The sequence below is a fragment of the Acinetobacter sp. AS5 genome, assembly GCF_048957595.1.
Lineage (GTDB): Bacteria > Pseudomonadota > Gammaproteobacteria > Pseudomonadales > Moraxellaceae > Acinetobacter.
Genome location: NZ_JARDAL010000036.1, coordinates 1 through 17,167, shown reverse-complemented (window position 1 = coordinate 17,167; position 17,167 = coordinate 1). Strand labels below are relative to the sequence as shown.

At 47.0% G+C, this 17,167-nt stretch carries 14 protein-coding genes; 10 read left to right on the top strand and 4 right to left on the bottom strand.

What is annotated here, in order from left to right; all coding sequences use genetic code 11:
* The first annotated feature begins 124 nt into the window (after positions 1-124).
* From PV763_RS11920 to PV763_RS11875, 10 genes are all read left to right on the top strand, one after another.
* Complete coding sequence (locus PV763_RS11920; protein ID WP_174894126.1) at positions 125-1,012, top strand: SDR family NAD(P)-dependent oxidoreductase; 888 nt, start codon at positions 125-127, stop codon at positions 1,010-1,012.
* A 226-nt stretch (positions 1,013-1,238) separates the two neighbouring features.
* Positions 1,239-2,021 carry a bifunctional phosphoribosyl-AMP cyclohydrolase/phosphoribosyl-ATP diphosphatase HisIE gene (gene hisIE, locus PV763_RS11915; RefSeq protein WP_420937891.1) on the top strand — a complete coding sequence of 261 codons (783 nt, stop codon included), beginning with the start codon at positions 1,239-1,241 and terminating at the stop codon, positions 2,019-2,021.
* Between the two features lie 15 nt (positions 2,022-2,036).
* Entirely contained in the window at positions 2,037-3,539 is a 1,503-nt protein-coding gene (locus PV763_RS11910; RefSeq protein ID WP_253144390.1) for a UvrD-helicase domain-containing protein, read from the top strand.
* A gap of 41 nt (positions 3,540-3,580) precedes the next feature.
* Positions 3,581-4,963: an ATP-binding protein gene (locus PV763_RS11905; RefSeq protein WP_420937890.1), complete on the top strand. Its 1,383-nt coding sequence runs from the start codon at positions 3,581-3,583 to the stop codon at positions 4,961-4,963.
* 436 nt (positions 4,964-5,399) lie between these two features.
* Positions 5,400-8,237 (top strand): monovalent cation/H+ antiporter subunit A, encoded by a 2,838-nt coding sequence (locus tag PV763_RS11900; protein ID WP_420937901.1) that lies wholly within the window; start codon positions 5,400-5,402, stop codon positions 8,235-8,237.
* 4 nt (positions 8,238-8,241) lie between these two features.
* Complete coding sequence (locus tag PV763_RS11895) at positions 8,242-8,607, top strand: Na+/H+ antiporter subunit C (protein WP_004281114.1); 366 nt, start codon at positions 8,242-8,244, stop codon at positions 8,605-8,607.
* A complete protein-coding gene (locus PV763_RS11890; protein ID WP_420937889.1) occupies positions 8,607-10,415 on the top strand; it encodes a monovalent cation/H+ antiporter subunit D in 1,809 nt (602 codons plus the stop codon). The genes PV763_RS11895 and PV763_RS11890 overlap by 1 nt, the downstream gene beginning before the upstream one ends.
* Positions 10,415-10,933 (top strand): Na+/H+ antiporter subunit E, encoded by a 519-nt coding sequence (locus tag PV763_RS11885; RefSeq protein ID WP_004281112.1) that lies wholly within the window; start codon positions 10,415-10,417, stop codon positions 10,931-10,933. Before PV763_RS11890 ends, PV763_RS11885 begins: the two co-directional genes overlap by 1 nt.
* A complete protein-coding gene (locus PV763_RS11880) occupies positions 10,930-11,205 on the top strand; it encodes a monovalent cation/H+ antiporter subunit F (RefSeq protein WP_064094624.1) in 276 nt (91 codons plus the stop codon). Before PV763_RS11885 ends, PV763_RS11880 begins: the two co-directional genes overlap by 4 nt.
* A gap of 10 nt (positions 11,206-11,215) precedes the next feature.
* Positions 11,216-11,617: a Na+/H+ antiporter subunit G gene (locus PV763_RS11875; protein WP_086044370.1), complete on the top strand. Its 402-nt coding sequence runs from the start codon at positions 11,216-11,218 to the stop codon at positions 11,615-11,617.
* 84 nt (positions 11,618-11,701) lie between these two features.
* Here the strand turns inward: PV763_RS11875 and PV763_RS11870 are convergent, their stop codons facing one another.
* The 4 genes from PV763_RS11870 to rimP are packed head-to-tail and all read right to left on the bottom strand — an operon-like array spanning position 11,702 to position 16,868.
* Positions 11,702-12,106: a ribosome-binding factor A gene (locus PV763_RS11870; RefSeq protein ID WP_064102366.1), complete on the bottom strand. Its 405-nt coding sequence runs from the start codon at positions 12,104-12,106 to the stop codon at positions 11,702-11,704.
* On the bottom strand, positions 12,106-14,814 hold the full coding sequence (gene infB, locus PV763_RS11865) for a translation initiation factor IF-2 (RefSeq protein ID WP_086044369.1): 2,709 nt from the start codon (positions 14,812-14,814) through the stop codon (positions 12,106-12,108). Before infB ends, PV763_RS11870 begins: the two co-directional genes overlap by 1 nt.
* Before the next feature lie 10 nt (positions 14,815-14,824).
* Positions 14,825-16,309, bottom strand: a complete 1,485-nt coding sequence (gene nusA, locus PV763_RS11860) for a transcription termination factor NusA (protein WP_004281105.1) — start codon at positions 16,307-16,309, stop codon at positions 14,825-14,827.
* 34 nt (positions 16,310-16,343) lie between these two features.
* The gene (rimP, locus tag PV763_RS11855; RefSeq protein ID WP_004281103.1) at positions 16,344-16,868 is read right to left on the bottom strand and encodes a ribosome maturation factor RimP; all 525 of its coding nucleotides are present in this window, start codon (positions 16,866-16,868) and stop codon (positions 16,344-16,346) included.
* Positions 16,869-17,167: the final 299 nt, after the last annotated feature.

The window sequence follows — 17,167 nt, the reverse complement described above, 5'->3', positions numbered from 1 at the left end:
ATAGATTTTTCTGAAGAATTGGTTATCATATCTGGACTCACCTTCGCTCTCATCTTCTGTTAGAGCGCCATAGACCTTTAATAAAAATAATTTGAACGCTGACTTCAAATTAGGGATAACAAACGTGAAAACTAGACTACACAAACAACTGGAAAAACGTGTTGCAGGTAAAACCGTCCTGATTACCGGTGCATCCAGCGGTATTGGTTTAACGACAGCACATCAACTGGCTGATGCAGGTGCCCATGTTTTACTGGTGGCCCGTACTCAGGAAACCCTAGAACAAGTAAAATCAGAAATTGAAGCCAAAGGCGGCAAAGCCTCAATCTTTCCATGTGATTTAAACAATATGGAAGCAATTGATGAAGTTTCCAAACAGATTATTGCCTCAGTCGATCATATTGATATTCTGATCAATAATGCAGGTCGTTCGATTCGCCGTGCGGTACACGAGTCAGTAGATCGTTTTCATGATTTTGAACGGACCATGCAGCTGAACTATTTCGGCGCGGTGCGTCTGGTCATGAATATCCTGCCGCAAATGATGATTCGTCGTGCGGGTCATATTATTAATATCAGTTCGATTGGCGTACTGGCCAATGCCACCCGTTTTTCGGCCTATGTCGCTTCAAAAGCTGCACTGGATGCCTTTAGCCGCTGCCTGTCTGCAGAAGTGCATTCGCATAAAATCGCAATCACGTCGATCTATATGCCTTTGGTGCGCACCCCGATGATTGCGCCAACCAAAATTTATAAATATGTCCCAACACTTTCTCCGGAACAAGCGGCTGACCTGATTGCCTATGCGATTGTGAAACGCCCGAAGAAAGTGGCAACCGGTTTGGGCCGTCTGGCCTCCATTACCTATTCCATTGCACCGGATATCAACAATGTCTTGATGTCGATTGGCTATAACCTGTTCCCAAGTTCAAGTGCATCTGTGGGCCAACCACAAAAATTAAACTTGGTGCAAAAAGCATATGCGCGTCTGTTCCCGGGCGAACACTGGTAATTTTTCATACGGACAATTTAATTAAAATACGAGCCGCCGACCGGGCGGCTTTTCTATGTCTCAGTTTTGCAAGATCTGGACTAAAGTAGACTGATTTAAAAAACCACGACACAGTCTGTCCTTATCAACACAGATTTTTGCCGCAAATGCTGCGAGATCACGTACACTATCAGCGGATATTTCCTATCCGTATTTTTATATTTTGATTGAAATGATGGAAACCCTTATGAACAACGCGCAATGGCTCGATGAAGTAAAATTTAACGATCAAGGATTAGTCCCTGCCATTGCCCAGCATCATCAAACTGGACGTGTGTTGATGGTGGCCTGGATGAACCGTGAAGCCTTGGCTTTAACTGCCGAAAAAAATCAGGCGGTGTATTTCTCCCGTTCACGCAACAAGTTATGGCATAAGGGCGAAGAATCAGGACATTTTCAGACCGTACATGAAATCCGTCTGGACTGTGATGCCGACGTGATTGTTCTGCAAATTGAACAACATGGTGGCATTGCCTGCCATACCGGCCGTGAATCATGCTTCTATCGCAAGCTCACACCAAATGGCTGGGAAATTGTCGATGCACAGTTGAAAGATCCATCTGCGATTTATGGCGAAAAATCGACAAATCCGCATACGCTGGCGATGGAAGCCTCAACCGCTCAATCTGAGCAGGTCGAAGTCCTGTCTTATCTGGGTCAAATGATGGCAGAACGCAAACAGGCTGATCCAGATTCATCTTATGTGGCCAAGCTGTACCATAAAGGCTTGAACAAGATTTTAGAAAAAGTCGGCGAAGAAAGCTTTGAAACTGTGCTGGCAGCCAAAGACTTTGATCAGGATGCTTCCGCAGACCATAAAAATGATCTGATCTATGAAGTGGCAGATCTGTGGTTCCATACCATCGTGATGCTGGGTTATTTCGACCTGGATGTGCAATTGGTACTCAATGAACTGGCTCGTCGCCAAGGCTTGTCCGGCCTGGTTGAAAAAGCCAATCGTCAGCATTAAGTCTTGAATTCATCTGTGTCTGATTTAAAAAAACCGACCGCGACCTATGAGCAGGCGACTGCTATTGATAACGCACGTCTGGGCAAATCCTTTAAGGTGATTGCCTATGCGGGCACAGGTAAAACCACCACCCTGCAAATGATCAGTGATGCCATGCCGCAAAGACGTGGCATGTATCTGGCTTTTAACAAGGCCATTGCCAGTGAAGCGCAAGCCAAATTTCACCGGGGTGTCGATTGCCGTACTTTTCACTCGCTGGCGTTTCGCAGTGTTCCACGTGGAGTCACCGACAAACTGCGTCTGCCACGCTTGAGTCCAAGTTTTATTGCCAAAGAATACCGGCTTGAACCGATGACCATGCGCCGTATGATGGGCGGAAGATATGAAAAATATGTCTTGATGCCTTCGCGTCTGGCGAGTTTAGTCGCCAATGCTGTCGGTTATTTCTGCTCGACCAGTTCGCAATACCCTGCCCCACGGCATATTCAGGCACCAAGCTGGCTGCATCCAGATGATATCGAGACCTTGCAGCAGAAGCTTTATCCGGCAGTCGAACGGCGCTGGCTAGAGTCAATTGATCCAAACCATCAGGCCGGCATCGGTCATGACATTTACCTGAAACTCTGGGCACTGTCTGAGCCGAATATTCCGGCAGATTATGTGCTGTTCGATGAAGCCCAGGATGCCGATCCCTTAATGCTGGGGATTTTGCTGAAACAGCGCAGCACCCAGGTGATTTATGTCGGAGACGCGCATCAGCAGATTTATGCCTGGCGTGGTGCAGTCAATGCCATGCAGCAACTGCCCTTACCAGAATCACGTCTGACCACCTCATTTCGTTTCGGTCCTGAAATTGCCCTGAATGCCAATGCCATTTTAGGTGCCTTAAATGAAACTGTGCCTTTACTCGGCAATCCGCAATTAGACTCTAAAGTCGTGAATAAACCGCATACCAAAATGCGCGATGCAATTTTATGCCGGACCAATGCCCGCGCCATGGAATTGTTATTAGCGGGTTTAGTTCGTGGTGATAAAGTCAGCCTGCAAGCCGACCATGTCAAACTGAATCGTTTTGTCGATGCGGCTGCCATGCTGAAACAGGGCAAACGTGTGGTTGATGTGCCGGAACTAGCCTGGTTCAACTCCTGGCATGATGTCCATGAATATTGTGAAACCAATGAAGGCAGTGACATCAAGCCACTGGTCAAACTGGTGGACGAACATGGGACTGATCCACTAAAAAAAGCTCTGGCTAAAATCACCCCAATTGCCCAGGCCGACTATATTATTTCCACGGCGCACAAGGCCAAAGGTCTGGAATGGGATCGGGTTCATATTGAAGATGACTATCAGTTTAAGCTGAATGAAAAAGACCATAAAATTAGTGATGAAGAATTAAGATTACTTTACGTGGCCTGTACACGTGCTAAAGTGAGTTTAAATATTCATCACATTTATGACCTGATTCAGCAACTGAAAATCAAAATGCCGCAGTCGCTTCGGCAGGCAGTTGGTTAAAGTGCATGGCATGGATGTAAGCCTCATAGGACAGGTGATCTATGCACATCCAAGCGCTTCAACTGAAACACACCCTGCATTTTCCCGACATTCAGCTCCAGTTTAATTATCCGCAATGCCCGGTCACCTTGATTCTAGGCAATCAGGGAACTGGCAAAACCACGCTTTTACGTTTTAGCTATCAGGCACTGACCTGGTTTGCAGCCCGTTATCGCGACAGCCGTGCCGCGGGTCTGGTGATGCAAGATCAGGACATCATGCAAACCCGGCTGCAATCCAAAATCGATATCCGGATTGGTTTTCCTGAAGAGATGGGCAGCTTGCCAGAATCCAGTCAGTCCGAGCCTGCGAACCTACAAAGCTGTTCATGGCAAATCTACAAGACCCTAAACAGTCAGGGTCTGGGCTTTAGCAAAGCAGAAACCTCACAGCTTGAAAGCGTGCTCAGCCTGTATCACAAAGCCCGCTTGCACGATCCCCTGCTCGGTTTGCCGCTAATTGCCTATTATCCGGCTGAACGCTTTACCAATGAAGTCAATCTGCTCAGCAAAAATAACCCGGTCATTCTCCAGTCTGCACATGCTTATGAAATAGCTGCGATTCCTTTCACCACCTTTGCCCGTTTTTTTGAATGGTTTCGTGAAATCAGTGATATTGAAAATGCGCAAAGTGCCAAGGTTATGAACCAGATTTTGGCGCGTGCCTTGCAGCAGCCTGAGAACATTCGAGGAAATGAACTGGCCCGGCAGATCGAGAAAGCCCAGGCACATCTGCATGCACCGAATCTCAGCGCTTTAAAACAGGCGTTGTCGCTGATCCTGCCAGAAGTCAGCCAGATTTATTTAAAATACCAGCCCAAGCTGCAACTGATGGTGACCTATCAGCAACAGACCTTTAGCTTCCAGCAACTGCCCAACAGTATCCGCAACTGGATTGCACTGGTGGGTGATATTGTGCGGCGTCTTTGTCTGTTGAATCCCAACAGTTTATTCCCTTGCCAGGAAGGTACAGGCGTTTTGTTGATTGATGCAATTGATCATCAACTGGATCAGGAGATGGCAGCAGTGATCCTGTCACGCCTGCATCAGGCTTTTCCTAACTTGCAGATTATTGCAACCGGCAACCGGCCTGAATTACTAGAACAGGCGCAAGGCTTTCAATGTCTGAAACTGGAAAATAAACAGCTGCACCCCATTCATCTTGAAAGTATGAAAACCCAGTTTGATCAGATCTACGCAGAGCTGGAATTGCAGCGAAATAAAGACCTATCTTCCGAAGATACTTTATTGGAAACGGTCACCGAACCCGTCACACTGCTTGCAGTATTGCAAATGATCCGGGAACAGCTCAATCCCGAACAGCAACAGGAACTGCTGGCTTTACTTGCCCAGGATCCTCAACCGACACTACCTCAGTCGCTCTAAACAGATTCAAAAAAATAAGCGCGACTGTTTGAGTAAACAAGGAAGCCTTTTCAGCATTCTCTTTTTGCCCTGATTAAACTATTTTGAGTCAAATTTACAATCAATGCCTGCAATTTAATCTTAATTTTCGGTCACTTCTGGATGATCTGTTTAAGCATGCAGCGCCTGTTAAATCCGAGCCGGCGTATAATTTATAAGTTCCACATAAAAACGTTGATGTTGTTGTTATCCTGTAATATGATCGGTTTTATTTGCGAATTTCATTGTAAAATCGGAATTTGCTATCGTTTATAAGTTGCGCAATACAACTGTTTTATATTCTTTTTGAATATTCTTTTGGCTTTCAAGATTGAGAGGTTTGGGTCGCTCCTTGGGGTCCTGTAATCCTTGAAAGATAAAGATTCACCTTAGGTTGGTCAAAACTTAAATCATGACAATGGATACGAGTGTGCTGCCGATTATTATATTGTTACCGTTAGTATTAGGCACAACCCTTGTCTCGTGGCTGAAGCAATTTTCGCGCGGGGTAACGGCTTTAGGGGCAATTGGTGTCAGCCTCAGCAGTTTCTTATTATTATTGAGTCAGGCGCCTGCCATCTTTGATGGTGCAGTGATGACCCAGACCTGGTCCTGGCTGCCCCAGCTCGGCATTGATTTCAGTTTTCGCCTGGATTCTCTGGGATTGCTGTTTGCCTTGCTGATCAGCGGAATTGGCACCCTGATTTATATTTATGCCTATTATTATCTCAATCCAAAAAACTCACTGAGCAAACTGTATCTTCTGCTGATGCTGTTTATGGCCGCCATGCTCGGGATTTCATTGTCAAATAACCTGATTATCTTATTAGTTTTCTGGGAACTGACCAGTATTTCCTCCTTCTTGCTGGTGGGTTACTGGAGCAATTACGAAGCGGCGCAACGCGGCTCACGTATGGCCTTGACCATTACCGGAATGGGTGGTCTGGCGATGCTGGGCGGTTTTGTCCTGCTTGGTCAAATTACCGGCACTTATCAGCTTGACCAAATCCTGACGATGACTGAGCAGATTCAGTCCCATCATTTATTTGTTCCAACCTTGTTGCTGATTTTACTTGGTGCCTTTACCAAAAGTGCGCAGTTCCCGTTCCACTTCTGGTTGCCGAATGCCATGGCTGCACCGACACCGGTCTCTGCCTATTTGCACTCGGCCACCATGGTCAAAGCCGGTTTATTCCTGGTAGCACGTTTGCTCCCGATCTTTGCCGGTGCTGCACTGTTTCATAATATTGTGACCTTTGTCGGTCTGTTTACCCTGTGCATGGCCGCCTTCTTTGCCATTTTTAAGGAAGACCTGAAAGGCTTACTCGCCTATTCAACCATCAGCCATTTAGGCCTGATCATGTGTCTGCTTGGGATCGGTTCTCCTCTGGCGGTTGCAGCTGCAATTTTTCATATTATTAACCATGCCACCTTTAAAGCGGCCCTGTTTATGATTGCCGGAATTATCGACCATGAATCGGGCACACGTGACTTGCGCAAACTGTCAGGCTTATGGCAACTGCTACCCTATACCGCTACCCTGACCATGATTACGGCGGCGGCTATGGCAGGTGTGCCACTGACCAATGGCTTCCTGTCCAAGGAAATGTTCTTTACCGAACTGGTCGCGAACTTGAGTGGTCCGGTCATGGTCGTTTCAGCCATTGTCGCAACACTGGCCGGGATTTTTGCAGTCGCCTATTCTACTCGACTGGTGCATGGGGTATTTTTCGATGGTCCGCTAGGCAAGCAGGTTCCGAATAAAGATGCACATGAACCTCCGTTTGGCATGCGTGCACCCGCAACCTTATTGGCAATCTTGTGTATTTTGGTGGGTATATTCCCGGCACTTCTGGTTGAAAAAATTGTAAACAGCTCCACCCGGGCATCGACTCAGGATTTTGCTTTTGAAGGCACTCATCTGGCACTATGGCATGGCTTCAACCTGCCGCTGCTGATGAGCGTGATAGCCCTCGTTGGCGGAGTCATCTTCTATTTTTCTCTTGCCAAAGGTGGTACCTTACGCGAAATCGACCTGGATCCAAAACTGGGCCGCTTGCAGGGCCGGGTATTGTTCGAACTGTTTTTGAAAAATCTGCTGCTGAATTCACGCCGTTTCCGCCGTGCCACTGAAAATGGCAAATTACAAAGCTATTTATTGTGGATCGTAATTTTTACTGTCGCACTGGTCAGTTTCCCACTGGTGAACAATGGGGTGGGCACGGGTACACGTGAACTGACCCACGCCCCTGCTCTGGCGATTATCTTGTGGTTACTCCTGTTTTCTGCCTGCTGGATGCTGCTGTGGTTCCATCATGAGCGGATTAAAGCTGTACTGATTAGCGGTGCAGTCGGCCTGGTCGTCACCATGGTCTTTATCGGCTTCTCGGCGCCCGATCTGGCATTGACCCAGATTACGGTCGATGTGGTCACCACGGTTCTGCTACTGATGAGTTTATCTTTACTGCCTCAGTTAACACCGTATGAATCGAGTCCGACCCGTCGCTGGCGTGATGCCATTATTGCAATAGGTGGCGGTCTTGGAATAGCAGCTATTGCCTGGCTGATCATGACCCGTGATCATAATTCCATTTCATGGTTCTTCCTGCAACAGTCGATTCCACTGGGCGGCGGCACCAATGTGGTGAATGTGATTCTGGTCGACTTCCGTGGTTTCGATACCTTTGGCGAAATTACCGTACTTGGAATTGCCGCGATTGGTGTACTTAGCCTGATGGATGGAATGCGTGCCCATGGCGCCACCATCACCCAGGGTCTGACCTATCGTTTTAATCCTTCACCCCTGATGTTACGTATTACTGCATCATGGATCTTGCCTGTAGCACTGGTGGTCAGCCTGTACATCTTTATGCGTGGCCATAATTTGCCAGGCGGTGGATTTATTGCAGGCTTGGTCACCTCACTGGCACTTATTATTCAATATATCGCAGTGGGGCAGGATAAAACCGAACAGTTGCTGGGGGCCAAATCTGGCCGTCTCTATGAAATCTGGATTGGAGTCGGCTTAACCATTGCCGGTTTGACCGGTGTCGCGGCCTGGTTCTGGTCACGTCCATTCCTGACCAGTGCACATATCTATGTCTCTCCGCCAATGATTGGAGAAATGCATTTGGCTTCGGCTGCGCTGTTTGATGTTGGCGTTTATGTCACTGTTGTGGGTGCAACGATGCTGATGATTTCAGTCTTAGGCGATTCACGTCACTCAAGCATGACTGGCCCTGTACCAAGAGGATAATAGAATGATCAGTTTAGAATTTTTATTAGCCTCTGCGATTGGCCTGCTGACGGCCACAGGCATTTATCTGATCCTGCGTGCCCGTACCTTCCCGGTAGTGTTGGGTCTCGCCATGATTGGTTATGCAGTCAACCTGTTTTTATTTGCCATGGGCCGAATTCAGATGAATTCGCCTGCAGTATTGACTGAAGCCTCGAAAGTGACCGATCCCCTTCCTCAGGCACTGGTGCTGACAGCCATCGTGATTGGCTTTGCCACCACTGCCTTTATTGTCCAACTGGCATTGCGTAGCCGCTACGAATCAGGAACAGACCACGTTGACTCCAAAGAAGAAATACCAAATCTTGACCCGCGCGAGGATGAGCCTTAATGACTGATCTTCTCAATTTCTGGAATCAACATACCCCTATTTTCGGTATTCTTTTACCGGCCTTTACCGCTTTTGTCCTGGTTCTTTTAGGCAACCCGGGTTCAGGCTCTCTGGTGACGGACTGGCGTCAGCCCTGGCGTCGGGGTATCAGCTATGTCTCGAGTATCTTGGGCCTGATCATTGCTGTCAGCTATTTAGTAGACAGTAGTCAGGGTCAGATCAATGTTTATACGCTGGGCGAATGGGTCGCACCTTTTGGTATTGTACTGGTTCTCGATCAGCTCTCTGCGATGATGCTGGTTTTGACCTATGCCCTTGCAGTGCCGGTGCTCTGGTATGCCAGTAAAGAATGGGATATGCGTGGGCGTTATTTCCATGCCATGGTGCATTTCCTGCTGATGGGTTTGACCGGTGCCTTCCTGACCGGTGACCTGTTTAACCTGTTCGTGTTTTTTGAAATCTTGTTGATGGCATCCTATGTACTACTGCTACATGGACAAGGCAAGGCCCGTTTCCAGCTGGGAATCCACTACGTCACCATTAATCTGTTTGCTTCTGCCCTATTCCTGATTGGACTCGGGATGATTTATGGCAGTGTCGGCAGTCTGAATATGGCAGATGTGGCCCGCTTGATGCCTACCCTCGCTGAAGATCAGCACATGCTGGCGGTTGCTGGTGGATTAATGCTGTTTGTCGTGTTCGGAATTAAAGCGGCGATGCTACCGCTTGGCTTCTGGTTACCCAAAACCTATGCCGTAGCCACCACACCTGTGGCAGCACTCTTTACCATCATGACCAAAGTCGGGGTGTATGCAATTTTACGGATTAATGGAACTGTTTTTGATGATGAATACAGCCACCAGATCCTGATGAATTGCCTGCTGGTGATTGGTCTGATTACGTCGGTTTATGGCGTGATTTGCGCAATCGGCACAGAACGTCTGCGCCGTTTTATCGGCTTTATGGTGCTGTCTTCAGTCGGAACAATTCTGGTAGCAATCGGCATGAATACAACTGCAGCCTGGGCCGGTGCATTGTATTATATGGTGCACAGTACCCTGATTGGCGCAGCCTTTTATATCCTGTCAGGCTGGATTACCTCACAGCGCGGCGAATTTAAGGATCACTTTAAAATCGCGCCACTGATGAAACAGAACAAGCTGGTTTCGATTGTCTATTTCATCATTGCCTTGATGATGGCCGGCCTGCCACCGTTTAGTGGTTTCTTCGGTAAAGTCTTTATTTTGCAGGCTTCTGCCAATTCAGACTATCAGATGATTATTATCCTGACCATTTTATTGGTAAGCTTCCTCAGTATTCTGGCCTTTACCCGGGTTGGTTTCGTGCTGTTCTGGCGTTCGACCAGACCTGAGGATGACCTTAATTCTGAAGATTTTCACAAATACGAAGCCCTACCAAGTAAGGCACCGGCACGTAATGATCGTGTAATCTATCTATTGCTTGCTGGCCTGACTGCCTATGTGGTGTTTGCCGGACCGATCTATCAATATAATTATCAGACTGCAGAACAGATTAAAAATAATCCGGTTTATGAAGCTGCCTTGTTAAAACGCGATGCAGAAGGCCAGTTTATCAGTGTGCAACCTTTTGATCCAAGCTATTTACCTGAAACCAAGTACGGTGGTGAGACAGTCGATCCGAATGCACATCTGGTTCCTTATACGATTTCGGAAGCCACTCTGGAAGGTGAAAATATTTCTGAATTCAAGCAACGCCAGATTGATCAGCAGTATGTTGAACAAAACAGATATGATGATAATCAACTTAAACCGGTGGAGGGACCTTAATGGCTGTATCATTCCTGCAACGTTGGTTCCCGCATCCGCTAGTTTCTGTGATCGTTGGGCTAAGCTGGATTCTACTGGCACATAATCTGGAAGCTGGAACATTGCTTTTCGCGCTGGTTCTGGCGATTGTCATTCCGAAAATGGTTGCACCTTTTATTGACTATACCCCGAATATCCAGTGGGCTCCTGCCGTGCGCCTGTTCTTTGTCGTGGTTTGGGATATTGTAGTAGCCAATATTAAAGTCGCAAAACTGGTACTTGGTCCAACCAAGAACCTGCATCCAAAATGGTTTCGCGTGCCTTTGGAAACCGAGCATGAGGAAGTCAATGCCTTGCTGGCAATGATCATTACCACAACGCCCGGTACAGTATCTGCAGGCATTGATCAGGATCGTGGTGATATTCTGGTTCATGCCTTAAGCACAGAGGATGAAGCAGCAGAAATCGAAACGATCAAACAGCGCTACGAACAGCCTCTGATTGAAATTTTCAGCGCACAGACAGGAGAAAAAGCATGACTATTCTGCCTTATGCATTAATGATTTGCCTGGGTGCTATCACTGTCTCGATGTTACTCTGCCTGATCCGGCTCATCACTGGCCCTTCTATCGTTGACCGGCTCTTGGCACTCGACACCCTGTTCCTGAATGCCACCTGTCTGATTGTCATTTTAGGGATTTACTGGAGTAGCAGCTTCCTGTTTGAAGGGGCCTTACTGGTTGCGATGCTTGGCTTTGTTTCGACTGCAGCCTTGGCACGTTATTTCACCACTGGCCATGTGATCGACTAGGAGTTTTTAAATGTCCTTAATTTTAGAAATACTGGTGTCGATTTTTTTATTGATTGGTGCTTTCTTTATGCTGGTCGGCGGGATCGGTATGGTCCGTCTGCCCGATCTGTTTATGCGTCTGCACGCCCCGACCAAATCCAGTACTTTGGGCCTGGGCAGCTTTTTGATGGCCTCAATTCTGTTTTCGGCCATATATGGCCGTTTCGGTTTTGCTGAAGTGCTCATCACCCTGTTCGCCTTCATTACCGCACCGGTATCTGCCAACCTGATGGCACAGGCTGCATTGCATTTGCGTTTACGCTCTTTGAGTGGCGAGGTTCCGGAAACGCTGGAACGCCCTCTGCCTTGGCAGCGCTCACGTCGCCGTGCTTTTTATGAAAAGAAAATCAATCGCAATGATGATTTAGGTTAATTGAGCAAGCAATTCAAATTTTCTTAAATCTCAAAATAGAGAGATAAAAAAGCCACCCGAAGGTGGCTTTTTTAGTCCTAAGACTTATTCATCGTCTTTTTTTGCTTCTGCTTCAGGCAAGTCCTTCACAGCTTCAGCGATCAAACCAAACATATAGTTACCATATGCATTGGTCTTATCATAATGGAAACGTAGACGAGGCGTAATACGGGTTTTAATACGACGACTCAGCTCATGGCGCAGGAAACCGGATGCTTTGTTTAATACATCCAGAGTTTCTTTATTTGCCGCTTCGCTTTGTTCGTCGCCAAGTTCACGTCCCATTACAGTGACATAAACTTCCGCATATCCCAGGTCTGGGCTCACCTTCACCGCAGAGATGGTCACCAGACCACCTAAGCGTGGATCTTTCAGCTCCTGACGGATCAGTTCTGACAACTCGCGTTGTACTGTATCCGCCATACGCTTCAGACGTTGACTACCCGCCATTAAAGACTCCGTTTAATCAGTTGAACATCGTACACTTCGATCTTGTCGAGAGGTTTGATGTCTTTATAGCCTTTCACCGCAAGACCACATTCCATACCGGCACGAACTTCTTCAACCACTTCTTTGTAGCGACGAAGAGATTCAAGCTCACCCTGGAACACAACCACGTCATCACGTAATACGCGAATCGGTTTGTTACGATGTAATACACCTTCAAGCACCATACAGCCTGCAGCCGCACCGAATTTACTTGAGTGGAATACTTCACGTACCTGTGCAACACCCAGAATCGTTTCACGATGTTCAGGTGCAAGCTTACCGCTCATTGCTGCTTTCACGTCATCGATCAATTGATAGATGATTGAGTAATAACGAATGTCGATACTGTCTGCATCTGCTTTTTGACGCGCAGCATTGTCCGCACGTACGTTAAAGCCGAGTAGAACTGCTTCTGAAGATTCAGCCAGTGTCACGTCAGACTCAGTAATCGCACCTACACCAGAACCGATGATACGTACTTTAACTTCGTCAGTCGCAAGCTCAGCAAGTGCAACGTGTAATGCTTCCAAGGTACCGCGTACGTCAGTTTTCAACACAACGTTCACGATAGGTACATCTTTCTTGCCCATAGACGCCATGATGTTTTCAAGACGCATTGCAGATTGACGCTCAAGACGTTTTTGACGTTCACGATCCATACGCGCATCGGCAACTTCACGTGCTTTCTTCTCGTCGCTCACCACAAGAACTTCGTCACCCGCCATTGGTGCTTCTGGAAGACCCAGAATTTCCACTGGAATCGAAGGACCTGCAGATTTGATACGCTGACCATTTTCATCCGTCATCGCACGAACGCGACCATAAGATGAACCGGCAAGAACGAGATCACCTACTTTCAATGTACCGTTTTGAACCAGAATAGACGTTACCGCACCACGGCTGTTGTCTACACGTGCTTCAATTACGACACCTTGTGCAGCGCCTTCTTCCGATGCTTTAAGCTCTAGAAGTTCAGCTTGAATCGAAATAATATCAAGAAGTTCATCAATACCTTGACCAGTATGTGCAGAAACCATTGCCACTGGAACGTCACCACCCCATTGTTCTGGCACGATTTCTTTCACAGTCAATTCATTCAATACGCGATCTGGATCAGCAGATTCTTTATCCATCTTGTTGATTGCAACAATGATTGGTGTACCTGCAGCACGTGCATGGTCAATTGCTTCTGCAGTTTGTGGCATTACACCATCATCTGCTGCAACAACCAGAACCACGATATCTGTTGCTTTCGCACCACGTGAACGCATTGCAGTAAATGCTGCGTGTCCCGGAGTATCAAGGAATGTAATCATACCTTTATCAGTAGTTACATGGTAAGCACCGATATGCTGTGTGATACCGCCCGCTTCCCCAGCAGCCACTTTGGCACGACGAATACGGTCAAGCAGCGATGTCTTACCATGGTCAACGTGACCCATAATGGTAACAACAGGCGCACGCGTAGATTGCGCACCACGTGCTTCTTCAGCTGCTTCAAGCAAGTTATCTTCAGCTTGTGTATCAGAAACCAGTACCGGGTTATGGCCCATTTCCTCAACAACAAGTGCAGCAATTTCTTGATCAATCGCCTGGTTCTGAGTAACCAATTCACCCATTTTCATGAGTGATTTAATCACTTCACGAACCTTAACTGCCATTTTCGCAGCCAAGTCAGCAACGACAATCGTTTCACCGATTTCAACATCGTAAACCTGTTTTTTCACAGGTTTTTCGAAGCCGTGCTTGTTGCCCTGGCTAGTTTTTAAACCGCGCTTAGGCTGTTTGCTGAAGCTTTGCTCTTCCTGACCACGACGACCACCTTTTTTAGGTGCACGCGCGCTCGGCGTATTCGTACCACGTTTGATTTCGCGGTCTTCTTTGGCAAAAGAGTCTTCATATGCCTGACCAACAAGGCCGGCAGCCAGAGGAGAATCATCAACAACACGAATCGTTGCAGTGGTATCTTCCGCGGTGTACTTGGACGCCATTTGACGCATTTGTTCAAGCGTACGTTGCTGCGCTTCTTCAGCCGCTTTACGACGTGCCGCTTCTTCAACAGCTTTTAATTTTGCTGCTTCTGCTTCACGTGCCTTTTTCTGTTCAGCGGTTTCAGTTGGTTTAACAACTTGCTTCACAATCGGCTTGTTGGTTGATTTGCGTTTTACCACAACTGCAGCTTTAGAAACTTCTTGCTTGTCGCTGGTTTGCTTTGCAGCAGCACGCATCGCCTCTAAAGCTTTATTCGCGTTATTTACGCCAGTTTTTGGAGCTTCAGCAGAAGCAGCTTGCGCTGTATTCTGTTCAGGCGCAGCTTTGGCCTGTTGCTCAGCCTTGGCTTTCGCCAATGCTTCTGCTTTGATCTGTTCTGGATCCGGCTTAACAAATGTATGCTTCTTGCGAACTTCTACATTAATCGTTTTCGCCTTACCTGAAGTACTGGCTACTTTAGCCGTACTAGTCGTTTTACGTTTCAACGTGATTTGCCCTGCTTGGCTTTCTGAACCCTGTGACTTTTTCACATGGCTCATCAAGCTGTCTTGTTGTTCGGTGGTAATAATATCGTCAGCTTTACGCTGTGGTAAACCTGCCTCACGAACCTGCTCTAGGAGCTTCTCAACTGGACGACCCACGTTGAGGGCTAACTCTTTAATCGACTTGTCCGTCATATACTACCTCCTAGTTAAACCATGATTCGCGCGCTTTCATAATGAGTTGACCTGCTTTCTCAGCACCCAAACCTTCAATATCTTCGATATCGTCAGTCGCCTGATCTGCTAAATCATCCACTGTTACCACACCACGAGCTGCTAGCGCTTGCGCGATCTCTACTGTCATGCCTTCCATTGCAACAAGTTCTTCACTTGGCGCTTGTATGTTCTCTTGCTGTTGTAATGCATCAGCAAGTGCAATTTCTTTCGCACGGCTTTGCAGTAGTTCAACCAGTTCCGCATCTAGTTCGATTTCATCAAACGTTTCTGCAGGGACATAAGCAATTTCTTCAAGCGAGGTGAAGCCCATTTCTACCAATGCCATCGCCAAATCTTCCGCGATATCCAGACGGGTAACAAACATGTCTAAATATTGTTGCGCTTCGTTTTGTTGACGGGCGTAGTATTCCTCTTCCAGCATCATGTCCAGCTTGTAGCCAGTCAATTCAGATGCCAGACGAACGTTCTGACCTTGTGAACCAATCGCACGTGCCAACTGATCGCTGGTTGCGAAAATGATATCTGCAGTACGTGCATCTTCATCAATGACAATACTCGATACATCTGCTGGTTCCAATGCACTTGCGATATATTGCGCAGGATCATCCGACCAAACGACTACATCAATACGCTCGCCATTGAGCTCTTGCTGTACAGCCTGGATACGGGTACCACGCATACCAATACAAGCACCCACCGGGTCAATACGGTGGTCATTGGTTTTCACTGCAATTTTAGCACGAACGCCTGGTTGGCGAGCCGCCGCTTTAATTTCAATGATTTCTTCAGAAATCTCAGGGATTTCTTTCTTCATCAATGCAATCAGCATATCCGGTTTAGCACGCGACAGTTGCAACTGCGCACCGCGACCTTCACGGTTGACATTGAACAGAATCGCATTCACGCGTTGCTTCGGACGAAGGATTTCTTTCGGAATCATTTCTTCACGAGCAAGATACGCTTCAGCATTGTCACCTAAGTCGATAATGAAGCCGTCTTTGGTTTGTTTTTTCACTTCACCGTAGATCAGCTCGCCGACTTTAGATTCGTAAGCATCGGCTACAAGTGCACGCTCTGCTTCACGGATCTTCTGTACGATCACTTGCTTGGCAATTTGCGCTGCAATACGACCGAAGTCAATCGATTCAACTTCAAGCTCACGAATGTCACCAATCGACCATTTTGCCGGATCGACATCAGAGATGGCATCCTGACAAGCTGGCATTTCATGGTCTTCGTCTGCAACCACCTCCCACTGACGGAAAGTACGATAGTCACCTGTTTTGCGATCAATTTCCACACGTAAACGCGCTTCTTCCGAATGTGTTCCTTCGTAGAATTTTTTCTTTGTCGCAGCAACTAAAGCTTGCTCAAGCGCTTCAAAGATCGCTTCACGAGGTACACCTTTTTCGTTACTAACCGTTTCAACGACGGTCAGAATTTCACGTGCCATACGTCACCTATTCGTTAAATTTTTATTTATTCAATTAATCTTGGAAGACCAAATTTGCTTTATCGATATTGTGACTGTCGATCTCCAATACCTGTTGCTTTTCTACTTCAACTTGAATCATTTCATTTTCAAGATCGACAGCAACCAGTTTGGCCTGGAATTTACGACGGTTATCTACCGCACTGATCAAACGTAGTGCTACGGTATGACCGATATAGCCTGACATCTGCTCGAGCTGGAAGAATGGACGGTCCCAGCCTGGCGAAGATACTTCAAGTGAATATTCACCCGAAATCGGATCATGAACATCCAGCATTGCGCCCACTTGCTGCGTGACACGCACACAATCCTGAACGCCAATACCACGCCCCTGCTCTTCTTCACCATCTTCATTGATTGCTGGTGCAACGCTCTCATCGACTGGCTTGTCGATGTAGATACGTAATAACGAACATTTACCCTGTGGCAGGAATTCAATCCCCCAAAGGTTTACATTACAGGCTTCAACTGCTGGTGCAATCAAGTCCTGAAGTGCTTGAGTTTTATTTGATAGCTTCATTTACTCTCGTCATCTGGTGCGATTTTATGATCTATTTGACCACTACAAACCAATACAAACTATAGTAGTAGTGAAACATGGAGATTTGACCAAATAATGTCGACACTACACGATAGCCAATAAAAAAGGGCGTAAATCGCCCCAATTAATGCACAATTTAAGATTTTTTCAAATCCCACTGTGCAAAAAGGCCCACCTTGTTGTGAGCCTCTTTTTAGAAACTTGGTAGCGGGAGCTGGATTTGAACCAACGACCTTCGGGTTATGAGCCCGACGAGCTACCAGACTGCTCCATCCCGC